We start from the raw sequence: 14,949 nt of genomic DNA, 5'->3' as shown, positions 1-14,949 counted from the left end.
CCCATGACCGACCAGTCCTACCCACCGCCACCGCCGGCCGCCTCGCCCCCGGGGCAGCCGGCCGCCGGTCAGGCCTGGCAGGCGCCCGACCAGGCGTGGCAGGCGCCCCAGTACGGCGGTGCCGCCGCATACCCCCACGTCCCCGGTCAGGGGCCCTGGGGACCGCTCGCCGGCTGGGGCTCGCGCGTCGGGGCGATGCTCATCGACACGCTGGTGCAGCTCATCGGGATGGTGCCCTACGTCATCGGCCTCGTGCTGTTCATCGTCGGCGCCCCCGACAGCACCTCGCGCTACGACGCGGCGACCGGTGCCATGACCACGGCCACGACCGACGAGGGCAGTGTCGGCCTCATGGTGGCCGGGGGGCTGCTGGCCCTGCTGGGCTTCGCGGCCATGCTCGGCATCCAGATCTGGAACCGCAGCTTCAAGCAGGGCCGCACCGGGCAGAGCATCGGCAAGAAGGTGCTGGGGCTCAAGCTGGTCGACGAGCGCACGGGCCAGCCGATCGGCGCGGGCATGGCCTTCGTCCGCGACCTCGCGCACGTCCTCGACGGCTTCTTCTACATCGGCTACCTCTGGCCCCTGTGGGACGAGAAGCGCCAGACGTTCGCCGACAAGGTGCTCTCCACCGTCGTGGTCGAGGTCCCCAGGGGCTGACCGCCACACGGGAGACCCGCTGCCCACGCGAGAGGGCGGTGACCACCCTTCGGTGGTCACCGCCCTCTCGGTGTCGGTGCAGTCGTGCAGCCCGTGCTGTCGGTCTCTCCTGCGTCAGGCCCGCGGCGCGGACGCGGCGCGGTAGAACTCCGACGACTCCTTCTTGTAGATCAGGAAGATGATGTAGGCCCCGAGCAGCACCTGCACGACGGCGAGCAGCCGGGTCAGCAGGGGCTGGGCCTGGATCAGGCTGGCGAGGAAGCTCAGCACGCTGATGGCGAAGAACACCGTCGCGACGATGCGGGCCCAGGACTTGCCCTTGCCGTTGGCCGAGGCCATCCACAGCCACAGCGCGACGCCGATGAGGCCGGCGACGATGCCGAAGGCGACGCCGGCGGTGACCGCCGCGTCGATCTGCGACTGGCTCATCGGGGTGGCGCTGCTCTGCGAGGCCTTCTCGACCGCGTCACGGATGGTGCCGCGGCTCAGGAGCGCCAGCAGCAGGCCGAGGAGGCTGAGGCCGGCGCCGACCTTCATCAGCATGACTGCCTGGTCCATCGCCGGCGGGCGGACGGCCGCGGCCTGCGCCGACCCGCCCTGGCTCATCTGGGGCATCTGCCCGTAGCTGCTCTCGGGCCCGGGTGGGGGCGGAGGCGGGGTTCCGTAGTCAGACATGCTGTTCCCTTCCAGCGTGGTGGGCGCCGCTCCCCCCAATGGGCGCGACGAACGGGAACGCTATCGGACCCCTGTGCGCTTGGGTGGGATTCAGCCCGCCTGCGCCCTGCGCCGAGCCACCTCGTAGAGGGTGACCCCCGCTGCGATGCCCGCGTTGAGGGACTCGGTCGCCGCCGACATGGGGATCGACACGATCTGGTCGCAGGTCTCGCGCACGAGCCGCGACAGACCCTTGCCCTCCGACCCCACGACGATGACGATCGGCTCGGTCGCCAGCTCCAGACCTGGCAGCTCGACGTCGCCGTCCATGTCGAGGCCGAGGATGAAGAAGCCCGCCTTGCGGTACTCCTCGAGGGCGCGGGTCAGGTTGGAGGCCAACGCAACCGGCACGCGGGCAGCAGCTCCGGCGGAGGTCTTCCACGCGCTGGCCGTCATGCCGACCGAGCGGCGCTCCGGCACGACGACACCGTGTCCGCCGAACGCTGCCACCGAGCGGATGATCGCGCCCAGGTTGCGGGGGTCGGTGATGCCGTCGAGCGCGACGACGAGCGGGATTCCGGGCGCCTGCGGGTCGATGAAGTCCTGCGGGTGGGCGTACTCGTACGGCGGCACCTGCAGTGCCAGGCCCTGGTGGACCGCGCCGTCGGTGAGCCGGTCGAGCTCGCCGCGGGGGGTCTCCAGCACCGCGATGCCCTTGGCCGTCGCGGTCTTGAGCGCCTCACGCACCCGGTCGTCGGCGTCGATGCGGCCCGCGACGTACATCGTCGTCACCGGCACGTCGGCGCGCAGCGCCTCGACGACGGAGTTGCGGCCGGCCACGATTTCGCTGGACGCCTTGCCGCCGGAGCGTCGGCCACCGCCGCGGGAGCCGGTGCCGCGCGAGGACGGCCCCCCGCTCTTCGCGGCGGCCTTGGCCATCTTGTGGGCCTTGTGGTTGGGGCGGTCCTCGGCACGAGGCGTGGGGCCCTTGCCCTCGAGGCCACGTCGGCGCTGTCCGCCGGAGCCGACCGACGCACCCTTCTTGGACGCGCCCTTGCGGACTGCGCCGCGGCGCTGGGAGTTGCCTGCCATCAGATGTCGCCTGTCTCTTCGTTGTCCCGCCGGGCCAGCGACCAGTTCGCTCCCGATGCGGTGTCCTCGATGACGATCCCGGCGCGACCGAGCTGGTCGCGGATCGCGTCGGCCGTGGCGAAGTCTCGGGCGGCCCGGGCGGCTGCCCGGGCCTCGAGCTGCACCTGCACGAGGGCGTCGAGGGCGCCCTGTGCGTCGCCGGAGCCGGGCGTGGTGTCGGCTCCCCAGTGCGGGTCGAGCGGGTTGACGCCCAGCAGGTCGGTCATCGCGACCACGGCCTCGAACGCCGCCAGCAGGGCCTCGGTGTCGCCGTCGTCCAGCGCGGTGTTGCCGGCCCGCACGGTCTCGTGCACGACGGCCAGCGCCCCTGAGACGTTGAGGTCGTCGTCCATCGCCGCGGCGAACCCGTCCGGGACCCGCGCGGGATCCGGGGTCGTGGAGGTGCCGTCGGGCAGCGCGCGGACGGCGCGGGTCAGGAAGCCCTCGATGCGCTCGACGGTGGCCTCGGCCTCGCGCAGCGAGCCCTCGTAGAAGTCGATGGTGGAGCGGTAGTGGGCGGCAGTCAGGTAGTAGCGCAGCGCCAGCGGGCGCGCGGTCTTGGTGACCTCGGAGACGACCAGGCTGTTGCCGAGCGACTTGCTCATCTTCTCGCCGCCCAGCGTCACCCACGCGTTGTGCAGCCAGAAGCTCGCGAACCCGAGGCCGGCCGCGTGCGACTGCGCCTGCTCGTTCTCGTGGTGGGGGAAGCGCAGGTCCACGCCACCGCCGTGGATGTCGAACGCGTCACCGAGGTACTTGCGCGCCATGGCCGAGCACTCCAGGTGCCACCCCGGTCGCCCGATGCCGAAGGGCGTCGCCCACGAGGCGGTGGCCGGCTCGGACTCCTTGCGGCCCTTCCACAGGGCGAAGTCACGGGGGTCGCGCTTGCCGCGCGGGTCGGCGTCCTGCGCCGCCTCCATGTCCTCGATCCTCTGGTGGGTCAGCGAGCCGTACTCGGGGAAGCTCTTGACGTCGAAGTAGACGTCGCCGCTGCCGTCCGGCGCGGCATACGCGTGGCCCTTCTCGACGAGCGTCTCCATGAGCTCGACCATCTCCGGGACGTGGCCGGTGGCCCGCGGCTCGTAGGTCGGGAGCAGCACCCCGAGCGACGCGAGCGCCGCCGCCGTCGCCACCTCGTTGCGGTAGGAGAGGGCGAACCACTCCTCCCCCGCCTCGGCGGACTTGGCGAGGATCTTGTCGTCGATGTCGGTGACGTTGCGCACCAGCGTCACGTCGTAGCCGTGGCGCCCCTCGAGCCAGCGGCGCAGCACGTCGAACGCCACGGCGAAGCGCACGTGGCCGATGTGGGGCTGGCTCTGCGTGGTGAGCCCACAGATGTAGATGCCCACCTTGCCGGGAACCAGCGGGGTGAACTCACGCAGCTCGCGCGTGGCGGTGTCGTACAGGCGAAGACTCACGCGCGCAAGGCTACCTGCGGGGAGGGTCCCGAGCCGAAACGGCGGAAGGCGTTCCAGCCCGCTGGGGCCCGCTCGTCCTACGCTGTCGCCGCACACTGCGCCGCTCTGCTGCGGCGCTGCAGGGACGATCAGGGGAACCATGCTGGGACAGTTCGACATCCGTGGGGTCAACGTGCTGGACGTGCTGTCCATCCTGCTGCTCCTCGGCGCGGCCGGCGCGGTCCTGTCCCGCGGGCGTGGCACGGCGTGGGCCACGCGTGCCGCCGCGGGCCTCGGGCTCCTCGCGCTGGCCCGGTTCGGGGGGATGCTCGCGCTGCAGTGGATGCTCTGGGACGCGGGGACCCCGCTCGCCCTCAAGGCGCGCACCTACGGATGGGTCCAAGGGGGCCTGTGGCTCGTGAACACCGCCGGGCTCGTCCTGCTGGTCCTCGCTGTGCTCAAGGGACGCGCACCGCAGGCGCCGACGCAGCCGGCCGAGCCGTACTCCTCGGCTCAGACCGGGTAGACCAGCGCGGTCGCGATGGCGGCGAGGCCCTCGCCCCGCCCGGTGAGGCCCAGCCCGTCGGTGGTGGTGCCGCTGAGCGACACCGGCGCGTCGACCGAGGCCGACATCGCCTGCTCTGCAAGGTGTCGCCGGGTGCCGATCTTGGGACGGTTGCCGATCACCTGCACCGCCAGGTTGCCCACCTCGTACCCGGCCTCCCGCACCAGGCGGGCGGCCTCCGTGAGCAGGGTCCGCCCCGAGGCGCCGGCGAGCTCGGGCCGGTCGGTGCCGAAGTGCAGACCGAGGTCACCGATTCCCGCGGCAGAGAAGAGTGCGTCGCACGCCGCGTGGCACGCCACGTCGGCGTCGGAGTGCCCCTCGAGCCCGACCTCGCCCGGCCAGAGCAGTCCGGCCACCCACAGCTCGCGGGTCGGGTCGGCGGAGAAGCCGTGGACGTCGACCCCGATCCCCGTGCGCGGCATCCCTGGCTTCACCATGGCGCCATCCAACCACCGTCGCCGGTAATCCGGTGGACAGCGCCGACGTGACGGATAGCGTTGCCGCGCATGAGCGAACCCCTGGCGATCCCCGTGCTGTCCGGCGACCTGGTGACCCTGCGTCCCCACCGCGAGTCCGACGCCGAGGGTGTCTTCCAGCGCGCGACGGACCCGCTGGCGCAGCGCTACACGACGGTCCCGCTCGGCTACACCCCCGAGATGGCGCTGTCCTACGTCACCGAGTTCACCGCTCCCTCACCCGACCAGATCTGCTGGGCGATCGAGGTCGACGGCGCCTACGCGGGCTCGATCGACCTCCGCGTCCTCGAGGTCGACGCCGGCGCGGGGTCGCTCGGCTACGCCACGCACCAGGACTTCCGCGGCCGCGGCGTGATGACCGACGCCGTCCGCGTGGTCGTGCGCCACGCGTTCGAGGACCTCGGCTGGCAGACGGTGCGCTGGGAGGCCCACGCCGGCAACTGGGGCAGCGCCAAGCCGGTGTGGCGCACGGGCTTCCCGGTTCCCACGTTCGTCCCCGACCTGCTGGTCGAGCGGGGCACGCTCGTCGACGGCTGGATCAGCACCCTGCACGCGCCGGCGCCGCACGGGCCGGTCACCTCGTGGGACGAGGTGCGCGCAGCCCTCGAGCGGTCGGCCTGACTAGGCGTCGTCGAGGTGGCGCTGGGCGGTCGCGAGGTCGTCCGGCGTCGTCACCTTGAACGCCAGGCGGTCACCCTCCACGACGCGCACGTGCCCACCGGCCGCCTCGACCAGCGCGGCGTCGTCGGTGGCGTGGACCCCCGCCGCGTGGGCGTGCTCCAGGACCTCACGCAGGAAGGCCTGCGGGGTCTGTACGGCGCGCAGCGCGGCACGGTCGGGTGTGGCCACGACGACCCCGCGCGAGTCGACCTGCTTGATGGTGTCGGTCACCAGGAGGCCCGGGACCACGGCCGGGTGACCGGAGCGCACCTCGTGGACCAGCCGGCTGAACAGCGACGACGGCGCCAGGCAGCGGGCTGCGTCGTGCACCAGGACGATGCCGTCGTCCGTCCGCAGGGCGCGCAGGCCGGCGGCCACCGAATCGGTGCGCTCGGCCCCCCCGGCCACGACGTCGACGTCATGCGGGCGCGCGCTGCGGGACGCGATCGCGCCCGCCTCCCTGAGGTGGGAGGCGGGCGCGACCACGATCACGTGGGAGACCTCGGGTGCACCCAGTGCACGCTCGACGGCGTGCTCCAGGAGCGACCTGCCACCCAGGGCGACGAACGCCTTGGGCTCACTCGCACCGAGCCTGGCCCCGCGGCCACCGGCCACGAGGACGACTGCGGCGTTCAGGAGGCGAGGACCTCGTCGAGGATGGCCTCGGCCTTGTCCTCGTTCGTCTTCTCTGCGAGAGCCAGCTCGGAGACGAGGATCTGGCGGGCCTTGGCGAGCATGCGCTTCTCACCGGCGGAGAGCCCGCGGTCCTTGTCCCGGCGCCACAGGTCGCGGACGACCTCGGCCACCTTGATGACGTCGCCGGAGGCGAGCTTCTCGAGGTTGGCCTTGTAACGGCGCGACCAGTTGGTCGGCTCCTCGGTGTGGGGGGCGCGCAGGACGGCGAAGACCTTGTCGAGGCCCTCCTGTCCGACGACGTCCCGGACGCCGATGTCCTCGCAGTTCTCTGCAGGAACCTCGATCGTCAGGTCGCCCTGGGCCACCTTGAGCTTGAGGTAGATCTTCTCCTCGCCCTTGATCGTGCGGGTGTTGATTTCTTCGATCAGTGCAGCCCCGTGGTGGGGGTACACGACCGTCTCGCCGACCTTGAAAACCATGTGCTGTTTTCCCCTTTCGCGACCCTCAGAATATCACGACACGCCGGTCCCGGGAAAGCCAGCAGAATTGCATTTGTGCTGGTCAGAGGCGTGCAAATGCCTTGTCGGGCAACCAATTCGGTCTTGACAGAACCGCTGCTCCCGTGCAACGCGCACGGGTGCGCGCTCCGGAGCGGTGGCCCGGTAGGCTGTCCCCCGTGATGCGCCGAACCCCACTGGCCGCCCGCTCCGCAGGCCGCCCCACGTCCCTGCGTCGACTCCTCCCCGTGGCTGCAGTGGGTGCTGCACTGGCCCTGTCGGCCTGCCAGACGCAGTCGCCGGTGCAGACCGACTACCCCTACCAGCCCGCCGACGGGGTCGCCGTCGACCTCGGCCCGGTCCAGCTGCGCGACCTCGTGGTCATCAGCGTGGGCAAGGACAAGCCCGGCGTGCTGTCCGCGTCGGTGAGCAACAAGAGCGCCGACGCCCAGCGACTGGCGTTCGCCCTACCGCAGGGCCAGCCGGTCTACGCCGAGACGAAGGCGTACTCCCAGGAGCGCCTGTCCGAGGGCTCGCAGGTCCAGCTCCCCTCGGTGCCGGTCAACCCCGGCGACGTCATCACGCTCACCGTCCAGTCGCCGGCGGCCCCTGCCGCCGTGGTGACCGTGCCGGTGCTCCCCGCCGTGGGCTACTACTCGACGATGTCCCCGACGGCCGCGCCGTCGGCCACCGCCACGCCCTGAAGGGTCAGTCCGACTCGAACTTGTAGCCCAGGCCGCGCACCGTGACGATGTAGCGCGGCTCGGCCGGGTCCGGCTCGATCTTGGCGCGCAGGCGTTTGACGTGGACGTCGAGGGTCTTGGTGTCGCCCACGTAGTCGCTGCCCCACACCCGGTCGATCAGCTGCATACGCGTGAGCACGCGGCCGGTGTTGCGCAGCAGCATCTCGAGCAGCTCGAACTCCTTGAGCGGCAGCTGGGTGGTGCTGCCGCCGACGGTGACGATGTGGCGCTCGACGTCCATCCGTACCGGACCGGCCTCGATCGTCGCCGGCATGAGGTCCTCGGGCTCGGAGAGGCGCCGCAGCACCGCCTTGATGCGGGCGAGGAGCTCGCGGGAGGAGTACGGCTTGGTGACGTAGTCGTCCGCGCCGATCTCGAGGCCCACGACCTTGTCGATCTCGCTGTCCTTGGCCGTGAGCATGATGACCGGCACGTTGGAGCGCTGGCGCAGCGCCCGGCACACCTCGGTGCCCGACAGGCCGGGCAGCATGAGGTCGAGCAGGACGAGGTCGGCGCCGGCGCGGTCGAAGTCCTCGAGGGCCGCCGGCCCCGTCTCGGCGACGGCCACCTCGTACCCCTCCTTGCGCAGGAGGTAGGACAGCGGGTCCGAGAACGAGACCTCGTCCTCGACGACCAGGATGCGGGTCATGCGGGGGCTTCTCCTTGGGGCTGGTCCGGGTCCGCCGGGGCGACGACCGGGTGGGGGTGGGCAGGGGTGGCGCCGCCGGAGCGGTCGGCGGCAGCGGGCAGCCGGATGGTGAACGTCGACCCGCGGCCCTCCTCGCTCCAGACCGTCACGTCGCCGCCGTGGTTGGCGCAGATGTGCTTGACGATGGCGAGGCCGAGGCCCGTGCCGCCGGTCGCCCGCGACCTCGCCGCGTCAACGCGGTAGAAGCGCTCGAAGATGCGCTGCTGCTCGGCCTCGGGGATGCCCTGGCCCTGGTCGGTGACCGTGACCTCGACCATCTCGCCGTTGAGCCTCCCGCCCACGGCGACGCGGGTGCCGGGCTCGGAGTACGCGACCGCGTTGCCGACGAGGTTGCGCACCGCGGTGACGAGCAGGTCCTCGTCGCCGAAGACCTTGAGGTCAGGCGCGCAGGCCTCGGCGATCTCGATCTGCTTGGCGTCGGCGCCGACCCGCGAGTAGTCGATGGCCTCGTGCACCGCCGCGGTCACGTCGACCAGACGCGGTTCGTGGAGGGTGTCGGCCACCTGCAGCCTGGAGAGGTCGACGATCTCCTTGACGAGCCGGGCGAGGCGGTGGCTCTCGACCTGCATGCGGCTGGCGAAGCGCTCCACGGCCTCGGGGTCGTCCTTGGCGTCGAGGATCGCCTCGGCGAGCAGGCCGATGCCCCCGACCGGGGTCTTGAGCTCGTGGCTGACGTTGGCCACGAAGTCGCGGCGGACCTCCTCGACCCGACGGGCCTGGGTGTGGTCCTCGACGAGGAGCAGGATGTGGTTGGCGCCCAACGGCGCCACGCGCGCCTGCATGATCGAGCGCCCCTGCCCGAGGGGGCCGCGGGGCAGCTCGAGCTGCGACTCCCGGATCACGCCGTCGCGGCGCACCTGGCGCGCGAGGTGGCGCAGCTCGGCGTGGACGAGCTCGCTCCCGCGGACCAGGCCGTAGGCGACGGCAGCCGGTGAGGTCTTGATGACGGCGTCGGCGGAGTCCACGACGATCGCGCTCGAGCGCAGGACCGCGAGGACGTCGCCGACTCCTGCGGGGAGCGGCGTGGGCGCCGGGCTCGGGGGGACGCTGCGCTGCTGCCGCTCGGAGTAGCGCACCGCGACGACGGCCAGGGCGCCGGTGAGCAGACCGGCGAACCCGGCCAGCACGGCGGCAGTGGTCGCATCCACGGTTCCCAATGTACGGTGCGCGCCATACCCATCCGCGCACGAAAGCAGGGCCCCTGCGGACGGCCCCCAGATGTTCACCTGAGGTCATCCGACCGTTCACTGCCCCGTGGGAGCCTCGGCTCGCACGTAGACCGCACTCACGCTAGGGATGTAATGCGCGACGCCTTCCACGAGGACCTCGACACGATCTCCGACCAGCTGGTCGAGATGACCCGCCTCGCGGGCTCGGCCATGTCGCGGGCGACCACCGCCCTCCTCGACGCCGACATCCAGCTGGCCGAGTCGGTCATCCACGCCGACAAGGAGCTCGACCGCCTGCGAGAGGGCCTCGACGCCCTCTCGATCGACCTCCTCGCCCGGCAGCAGCCGGTCGCCACCGACCTTCGCATGGTCGTGACGTCGATGCGCATGAGCGCCGACCTCGAGCGCATGGGCGACCTCGCGCGCCACGTCGCCAAGGTCGCGCGGCTGCGCTACCCCGAGTCGGCCGTCCCCGCCGACATCCGCGCCACCATCCTGCAGATGGGCCAGGTCGCCGAGCGGATCGTGGCCAAGTGCGGGCAGGTTATCGCCGCCAAGGACGTCGAGGACGCCAAGACCCTCGAGCGCGACGACGACGCCATGGACGAGCTGCACCGCGAGCTGTTCAGCCACCTCATCGACGGGTCGTGGCAGCACGGCACCGAGGCGGCCGTCGACATGACGCTGGTCGGGCGCTACTACGAGCGCTTCGCCGACCACGCCGTCTCCGTGGCCCACCGGGTCGTCTACCTCGTCACCGGCGAGTGGGACGTCGCCGAGGACCACGAGGAGCAGGAAGACCAGCCCACCCGCGCGTGACCCACCGGAGAACCCGAAAGTTTCTCCGGGAGCTCTCAACCTGGGGGATGCTGACCCGCGTCTAGAGGTCAGGTGCCGACATCAGGTCGGCCGGGGCGAGGGGGGACCGGGATGGATACGGACGGCGAGGAGGAGTTCCGCCAGTTCGTGCAGGCGCGGTGGCACTCCCTGGTGCGTACGGCGTTCCTGCTCACCGGCGACCAGGGCCGCGCCGAGGACCTGGTGCAGACCGTCCTGGTCAAGGTGCACCGGCGCTGGGGCCACGTCGCCCACGCCGGCTCGCCGTACGCCTACACCCGGGCCGCACTCGCGAACGAGTCCGCCTCGTGGTGGCGCCGCCGCCGCGTCGCCGAGACCCTCGGCGAGGTGCCCGCCCACGCCGACCGCGCCCGCGGTGACGCGTACGCCGCGTACGACACCCGTGACGAGGTCGCCCGCGCGGTGCTCGCCCTTCCCCCGCGCATGCGGGCGGTGGTGGTGCTGCGCTACTTCGACGACCTGTCGGAGGCCGACACGGCCGAGGCGCTCGGCATGTCGACCGGCTCGGTGAAGAGCCAGGCCTCACGCGGCCTCGAGCGGCTGCGCGCCGTACTCCAGCAGACCCAGGGCACCGCCGAGAGGAGCCTGTCATGAGCATCGAGAACCAACTGCGCGAGGTGCTGTCCTCCCGCGCCGACGAGGTCGACGGACCCGTCTTCGACCCCTACCAGCGCGTGGCCGGTGCCGTCGTCACCAGCCGTCGTCGTCGCCGGGCCGGCGCGGTCGGCGCCGTGGCGGCCATTGCCGCGGTCGCGGTCATCGTGCCGTCGCTGGTGCGCGGCGACGACCACCGCACCACCCCGGCCAAGCACTCCCAGGTCGTCCCGGGCCCCTCGGACCCGCGGTGGAACACGCTGTCGACGTGGCCGACCCGGGGTGGGCTGGCGACGAACGCCGCCTTCCTCACCGCCGTCCGCGACCAGTTCGGCCCCGCACGCATCCTGTACGCCGCCGACCTGGACACCACGCGGGTGGTGGTCGCCTGGTCACCAGAGAGCGGGACGGACGGGACCCTGACCATGTACTCCGGACCCCGGGGAGCGGCGGCCACCGAACTCGTGGAGGTGTCCTCCGCCTCCGGCGGGCTGGACGACCTGGTGAGCCTGCGCGAGCACGCGGACAACGACTCGCGGCTCCTGGTGCTCGCGGCGCCCTCGGTCCGCTCCATCGGGGTCTCACCGACGGTCCGCATCGACCCAGACGGGACGGTGACGCGCGCCGACTACCGCGTGGAGCAGCTCAAGGACGGCGTCTGGTCGGGCCCCCTCTCCGACGCCCCGGCCAGGCTCGTCCGGGTGCGCGTCGTCGGGAAGAGCTCCAACCCCGTGACCCTCATGGGCCGCACCACCCGTCCGGACGACGGCACCTCGATCTGCCTGTCGTGCACCGGGGCGGACTACCTGGCCAAGGCCGAGGCCGCCATGGCCTCGGGCGTCGCGACGGTGCTGGGGGTGCCGTCGGCGGACGCGGCGCCGGCCACGGTCTACGACGGACCGGTCGACCCGGCCGTCGCCCGGCTGGTGGGTGCCGAGAACGCGTCCGGCTCCACCCTGCGGCTCACGGTGGTCGACACGGCGGTGGGCAGGACGACGGTGCGCAGCGCCCTGCTGTCGATCATCGCGAAGGACGGCACCAGCGCCTCGACGATCGAGCTGTCCGACGGCACGCCGATCGACTCCAGCAGCGCGGGCCAGCGGCCGTTCGTCCTGCGTGGGACCGACCTGCGCCAGACCACGACGTCCGCCCAGGTCTTCGCGCCGAAGGCGGCCAGCGTGCAGCTGGTGTCAGGCAGCCCGACCATCTACCCCTCGAGCCCCAAGGTCCCGGTCGTCGACGGCTCGGCCCGGGTGACGGTGCCGGTGTGGAGCAGCGACAACACGCCGTACGAGGTGGCCTCCTACGACGCGCAGGGCAGGCAGCTCGGGCTCTGGCCCCTCGACCTGGCCAGCAGCGACTCGTGGCTGGGGGCCGAGGCGCCCAACCGTCCCTAGCGGCCCTGGTTGGCGACGGCGGCGGCCGCCTCGGCCGCCGCCTCGGGGTCGAGGTACTCGCCCGGCTTCGTCGGCATGAAGTCGTCGCCGAGGGTGTAGACCAGCGGCTGGCCGGTCGGGATGTTGAGGGCGGCGATGTCCTCGTCGCTGATCCGGTCGAGGTGCTTGACCAGCGCACGCAGGCTGTTGCCGTGTGCGGTGACGAGCACCGTCTCGCCGGCGCGCAGGTCGTCCTGGATGGCGCCCTCCCAGTAGGGCATCATCCGGGCGATGACGTCCTTGAGGCACTCGGTGCGGGGCACCTCGACCCCGGCGTACCGCGGGTCGCCGGTCTGGTCGAACTCCGAGCCGACCTCGATCGGCGGCGGCGGGGTGTCGAACGAGCGACGCCAGAGCATGAACTGCTCGTCGCCGTACTTCTCGCGGGTGGCCGCCTTGTCGAGGCCCTGGAGGGCTCCGTAGTGCCGCTCGTTGAGCCTCCAGTCGCGGCGCACCGGGATCCAGTGGCGGTCGGCGGCGTCGAGCGCGAGGTTGGCGGTGGTGATGGCCCGACGCAGCACCGAGGTGTGCAGCACGGTCGGCAGCACTCCCTTGTCCTTCAACAGCTTCCCGCCGTCGACGGCCTCCTGCCTCCCCTGGTCGTTGAGGTCGACGTCGACCCAGCCGGTGAAGAGGTTCTTGGCGTTCCATTCGGAGTGCCCGTGGCGCAGGAGGATGAGCGTGTATGCCATGGGGAGCAGCCTAGTGACCGCCTGTCGGCGGGCGCAGGACCCGTCTCAGGCGGGGTGGGGTGCCGGAGCAGGGTCGCCCGGGCGGGCGAGCAGGTGCCGGAACGCCTCCAGGTTGCGCAGCGACTCCCCACGCGAGACCCGCCACTCCCACTCCTTGCGCATGCTCGTGATGAACCCGAGGGCCAGGAGCTCGTTGAAGTGGGAGTCAGCCGCGTCGAGCAGCGCACCGACCACCTGGTCGAGGTAGGCCGCGTCCACGCCGGCCGCCGGGAGCCTGCCGGTCACGTAGACGTCGCCCGAGCCGTCGACCGCGTAGGCGAGGCCGGGCAGGCGCAGGTTCTTGCGCAGCAGGTAGCGGTAGAACTCCTCGTGGTTCTCGTCGGGGTTGCGGATGACGAACGCCGACACCGACAGCGAGTCGGCGCCGACGACGAGGGAGACGACCGTCTTGAGCTTCTTCTCCCCCGGCAGCGTCACGACGTACTCACCCCGGCGGGCACCCTGCTCCCACTCGAGCCCGGCCTCGCGGAGGAACTCCTCGAGGACCTCGTCCAGCCGGCTCACGGGACCACCGCCGCGGGCACGCCCTGGAGGGCGCCCTGGGGCTGCGGCGTCTCCTGCGAGCGGGCGCGCGCCCGCTTCGCCTCGACGTAGACCTCGTAGAGCCGCTCCGCCGTCCGGTCCCACCCGAACAACGCGGCGTGCTCGACCGCCTTGTGCGACAGCGCCTTTCGCGTTTCCGGGTCCACCAGCAGCCCTTCCAGCGCGTCCGCCCACACCGGTATGTCGTGCCCGTCCACCAGCACTCCGGCCTCCCCCACCGCGGACGGCAGGCCACCGACCCGCGCGGCCACGACCGGGGTGCCGCAGGCCTGCGCCTCGACCGCCACGAGCCCGAACGACTCGGAGTAGGAGGGCACGGCGACGAGGTCGGCGGCGCGGTACCACTGCGCCAGCTCGGTCCGCGGCACCGGTGGGACGAACCTGACCTGGCCCTGCACGCCCAGCCCGGTCGCGAGCTCCTGCAGCGACTGCGGGTGCGCCAGGCCTGAGCCGCTCGGGCCGCCGAGGACGGCCACGACGAGCTCGCCGCGCCAGTGCGGGTGCCGGGCCAGCAGTTCGGCAGCCGCCTGCACGAGCACCTCCGGCGCCTTCAACGGCTGGATGCGCCCCACGAAGAGCAGCACCTTCGCGTCGAGCGGCAGGCCGACCTGCGCACGGGCTTGGCGCTGGTCGCCGGGAGAGAAGAGGGTCAGGTCGACGCCGGGAGGCACGACGACCACCTTCTCGGGCTCGGCGGCGTAGAGCTCGATCAGCTCGGACCGCTCGCCCGAGGTGTTGGCGATGAGGCGGTCGGCGGCCTCGACCACCTGGACCTCGCCGATCTCGCGGCCCGACGGCTCGGGGTCGTCACCGCCCGCGAGGTGGAGGTTCTTGACCCGCGCCATGGTGTGCATGGTGTGGACCAGCGGCACCTGCCACCGGTCGGCCGCGAGCCACCCGACCTGGCCCGAGAGCCAGTAGTGGGAGTGCACGAGGCTGTAGTGGTCCTCCGGGGCGTGGGCACCGGTGCGCATCACCCCCGCTGCGAACGCGCAGAGCTGGCCGGGCAGGTCGTTCTTGCCCAGCCCCTCGTAGGGGCCGGCGGTGACGTGCCGGACGAGCACCCCGGGCTCGAGCTCGACGGTCGGCGGCTGGTCGGCCGTGGTGGTGCGGGTGAAGATCTCCACCTCGACGCCGCGGGCAGCGAGCTGGTGCGCCACCTCGACGACGTAGACGTTGAGGCCGCCCGCGTCACCGGTGCCCGGCTGCTCCAGCGGAGAGGTGTGCACGCTGAGCATGGCGACGCGGTCGATGCGGTCGCTGCTGGGCATGTCTCGAAGTCTGCCACCCGGCCGCCGGGTCGGCAGGCGAGGGGCGTCTAGGTGTACTGACCTGACAGGTTGGTTGAGGGAGTGCGACTCCTCGATCTGAGGGGATGACGTGGGAGGGCCTCCCGCGGTGGAGTGGAACTGCTGAAGGTTCACTTCGCCAAACAGGAGGCCCTCGTGTCCCACGCTAACGCTGCACTGACT

Annotated in this window: 18 protein-coding genes; 7 read left to right on the top strand and 11 right to left on the bottom strand. The window is 72.0% G+C overall.

Features of this window, described 5'->3' with window-relative positions:
- Positions 1 to 3 precede the first annotated feature (3 nt).
- Positions 4 to 657: an RDD family protein gene (locus AB4Z02_RS08575; protein ID WP_441970363.1), complete on the top strand. Its 654-nt coding sequence runs from the start codon at positions 4 to 6 to the stop codon at positions 655 to 657.
- 114 nt (positions 658 to 771) lie between these two features.
- Here the strand turns inward: AB4Z02_RS08575 and AB4Z02_RS08570 are convergent, their stop codons facing one another.
- The 3 genes from AB4Z02_RS08570 to cysS form a co-directional block, all read right to left on the bottom strand.
- Positions 772 to 1,332: a hypothetical protein gene (locus AB4Z02_RS08570; protein ID WP_441970362.1), complete on the bottom strand. Its 561-nt coding sequence runs from the start codon at positions 1,330 to 1,332 to the stop codon at positions 772 to 774.
- 90 nt (positions 1,333 to 1,422) lie between these two features.
- Complete coding sequence (gene rlmB, locus AB4Z02_RS08565; RefSeq protein WP_441970361.1) at positions 1,423 to 2,403, bottom strand: 23S rRNA (guanosine(2251)-2'-O)-methyltransferase RlmB; 981 nt, start codon at positions 2,401 to 2,403, stop codon at positions 1,423 to 1,425.
- Positions 2,403 to 3,860 carry a cysteine--tRNA ligase gene (gene cysS, locus AB4Z02_RS08560; protein ID WP_441970360.1) on the bottom strand — a complete coding sequence of 486 codons (1,458 nt, stop codon included), beginning with the start codon at positions 3,858 to 3,860 and terminating at the stop codon, positions 2,403 to 2,405. The genes rlmB and cysS overlap by 1 nt, the downstream gene beginning before the upstream one ends.
- A 139-nt stretch (positions 3,861 to 3,999) precedes the next feature.
- Between cysS and AB4Z02_RS08555 the strand changes: the two genes are divergently transcribed.
- Positions 4,000 to 4,365, top strand: coding sequence for a hypothetical protein (locus AB4Z02_RS08555; protein WP_441970359.1), 366 nt, complete (start codon positions 4,000 to 4,002; stop codon positions 4,363 to 4,365).
- On the opposite strand, the gene ispF is transcribed toward AB4Z02_RS08555, so the two are convergent.
- Positions 4,353 to 4,841, bottom strand: coding sequence for a 2-C-methyl-D-erythritol 2,4-cyclodiphosphate synthase (gene ispF / locus AB4Z02_RS08550; protein WP_441970358.1), 489 nt, complete (start codon positions 4,839 to 4,841; stop codon positions 4,353 to 4,355). The genes AB4Z02_RS08555 and ispF overlap by 13 nt on opposite strands.
- Before the next feature lie 69 nt (positions 4,842 to 4,910).
- Here ispF and AB4Z02_RS08545 point away from each other — a divergent pair, with 69 nt between their 5' ends.
- Entirely contained in the window at positions 4,911 to 5,501 is a 591-nt protein-coding gene (locus AB4Z02_RS08545; protein ID WP_056884889.1) for a GNAT family N-acetyltransferase, read from the top strand.
- On the opposite strand, the gene ispD is transcribed toward AB4Z02_RS08545, so the two are convergent.
- A complete protein-coding gene (ispD, locus tag AB4Z02_RS08540; RefSeq protein WP_235531548.1) occupies positions 5,502 to 6,155 on the bottom strand; it encodes a 2-C-methyl-D-erythritol 4-phosphate cytidylyltransferase in 654 nt (217 codons plus the stop codon).
- Between the two features lie 17 nt (positions 6,156 to 6,172).
- Complete coding sequence (locus AB4Z02_RS08535) at positions 6,173 to 6,655, bottom strand: CarD family transcriptional regulator (RefSeq protein ID WP_056884891.1); 483 nt, start codon at positions 6,653 to 6,655, stop codon at positions 6,173 to 6,175.
- Between the two features lie 266 nt (positions 6,656 to 6,921).
- Here AB4Z02_RS08535 and AB4Z02_RS08530 point away from each other — a divergent pair, with 266 nt between their 5' ends.
- Positions 6,922 to 7,377: a hypothetical protein gene (locus AB4Z02_RS08530; RefSeq protein ID WP_441970357.1), complete on the top strand. Its 456-nt coding sequence runs from the start codon at positions 6,922 to 6,924 to the stop codon at positions 7,375 to 7,377.
- A 4-nt stretch (positions 7,378 to 7,381) separates the two neighbouring features.
- On the opposite strand, the gene AB4Z02_RS08525 is transcribed toward AB4Z02_RS08530, so the two are convergent.
- Both AB4Z02_RS08525 and AB4Z02_RS08520 read right to left on the bottom strand, forming a co-directional pair.
- Positions 7,382 to 8,065 carry a response regulator transcription factor gene (locus tag AB4Z02_RS08525; RefSeq protein WP_056884893.1) on the bottom strand — a complete coding sequence of 228 codons (684 nt, stop codon included), beginning with the start codon at positions 8,063 to 8,065 and terminating at the stop codon, positions 7,382 to 7,384.
- A complete protein-coding gene (locus AB4Z02_RS08520) occupies positions 8,062 to 9,273 on the bottom strand; it encodes a sensor histidine kinase (protein WP_441970356.1) in 1,212 nt (403 codons plus the stop codon). Before AB4Z02_RS08520 ends, AB4Z02_RS08525 begins: the two co-directional genes overlap by 4 nt.
- A gap of 153 nt (positions 9,274 to 9,426) precedes the next feature.
- Between AB4Z02_RS08520 and phoU the strand changes: the two genes are divergently transcribed.
- From phoU to AB4Z02_RS08505, 3 genes are all read left to right on the top strand, one after another.
- Positions 9,427 to 10,113 carry a phosphate signaling complex protein PhoU gene (phoU, locus tag AB4Z02_RS08515; RefSeq protein WP_056884894.1) on the top strand — a complete coding sequence of 229 codons (687 nt, stop codon included), beginning with the start codon at positions 9,427 to 9,429 and terminating at the stop codon, positions 10,111 to 10,113.
- Positions 10,114 to 10,224: 111 nt separating this feature from the next.
- Entirely contained in the window at positions 10,225 to 10,746 is a 522-nt protein-coding gene (locus tag AB4Z02_RS08510; RefSeq protein WP_441970355.1) for a SigE family RNA polymerase sigma factor, read from the top strand.
- Positions 10,743 to 12,143 carry a hypothetical protein gene (locus tag AB4Z02_RS08505; protein ID WP_441970354.1) on the top strand — a complete coding sequence of 467 codons (1,401 nt, stop codon included), beginning with the start codon at positions 10,743 to 10,745 and terminating at the stop codon, positions 12,141 to 12,143. The genes AB4Z02_RS08510 and AB4Z02_RS08505 overlap by 4 nt, the downstream gene beginning before the upstream one ends.
- On the opposite strand, the gene AB4Z02_RS08500 is transcribed toward AB4Z02_RS08505, so the two are convergent.
- From AB4Z02_RS08500 to mshA, 3 genes are read right to left on the bottom strand one after another with little or no spacing between them, the layout of a single operon-like run.
- A complete protein-coding gene (locus tag AB4Z02_RS08500) occupies positions 12,140 to 12,874 on the bottom strand; it encodes a phosphoglyceromutase (RefSeq protein ID WP_056884897.1) in 735 nt (244 codons plus the stop codon). The genes AB4Z02_RS08505 and AB4Z02_RS08500 overlap by 4 nt on opposite strands.
- A gap of 45 nt (positions 12,875 to 12,919) precedes the next feature.
- Complete coding sequence (locus AB4Z02_RS08495) at positions 12,920 to 13,438, bottom strand: YbjN domain-containing protein (protein WP_056884898.1); 519 nt, start codon at positions 13,436 to 13,438, stop codon at positions 12,920 to 12,922.
- The gene (gene mshA, locus AB4Z02_RS08490) at positions 13,435 to 14,748 is read right to left on the bottom strand and encodes a D-inositol-3-phosphate glycosyltransferase (RefSeq protein ID WP_056884899.1); all 1,314 of its coding nucleotides are present in this window, start codon (positions 14,746 to 14,748) and stop codon (positions 13,435 to 13,437) included. The genes AB4Z02_RS08495 and mshA overlap by 4 nt, the downstream gene beginning before the upstream one ends.
- Positions 14,749 to 14,949: the final 201 nt, after the last annotated feature.

It is taken from the genome of Pedococcus sp. 2YAF34 (genome assembly GCF_052114585.1).
Lineage (GTDB): Bacteria > Actinomycetota > Actinomycetes > Actinomycetales > Dermatophilaceae > Pedococcus.
This window is presented reverse-complemented; position numbering and strand designations above follow the sequence as displayed.

Bases quoted from the DNA above. Each gene is read 5' to 3' on its own strand.
- AB4Z02_RS08575 (WP_441970363.1), top strand. From the start codon at position 4: ATGACCGACCAGTCCTACCCACCGCCACCGCCGGCCGCCTCGCCCCCG.
- AB4Z02_RS08570 (WP_441970362.1), bottom strand. From the start codon at position 1,332: ATGTCTGACTACGGAACCCCGCCTCCGCCCCCACCCGGGCCCGAGAGC.
- rlmB (WP_441970361.1), bottom strand. From the start codon at position 2,403: ATGGCAGGCAACTCCCAGCGCCGCGGCGCAGTCCGCAAGGGCGCGTCC.
- AB4Z02_RS08555 (WP_441970359.1), top strand. From the start codon at position 4,000: ATGCTGGGACAGTTCGACATCCGTGGGGTCAACGTGCTGGACGTGCTG.
- ispF (WP_441970358.1), bottom strand. From the start codon at position 4,841: ATGGTGAAGCCAGGGATGCCGCGCACGGGGATCGGGGTCGACGTCCAC.
- AB4Z02_RS08545 (WP_056884889.1), top strand. From the start codon at position 4,911: ATGAGCGAACCCCTGGCGATCCCCGTGCTGTCCGGCGACCTGGTGACC.
- AB4Z02_RS08535 (WP_056884891.1), bottom strand. From the start codon at position 6,655: ATGGTTTTCAAGGTCGGCGAGACGGTCGTGTACCCCCACCACGGGGCT.
- AB4Z02_RS08525 (WP_056884893.1), bottom strand. From the start codon at position 8,065: ATGACCCGCATCCTGGTCGTCGAGGACGAGGTCTCGTTCTCGGACCCG.
- phoU (WP_056884894.1), top strand. From the start codon at position 9,427: ATGCGCGACGCCTTCCACGAGGACCTCGACACGATCTCCGACCAGCTG.
- AB4Z02_RS08510 (WP_441970355.1), top strand. From the start codon at position 10,225: ATGGATACGGACGGCGAGGAGGAGTTCCGCCAGTTCGTGCAGGCGCGG.
- AB4Z02_RS08505 (WP_441970354.1), top strand. From the start codon at position 10,743: ATGAGCATCGAGAACCAACTGCGCGAGGTGCTGTCCTCCCGCGCCGAC.
- AB4Z02_RS08500 (WP_056884897.1), bottom strand. From the start codon at position 12,874: ATGGCATACACGCTCATCCTCCTGCGCCACGGGCACTCCGAATGGAAC.
- mshA (WP_056884899.1), bottom strand. From the start codon at position 14,748: ATGCCCAGCAGCGACCGCATCGACCGCGTCGCCATGCTCAGCGTGCAC.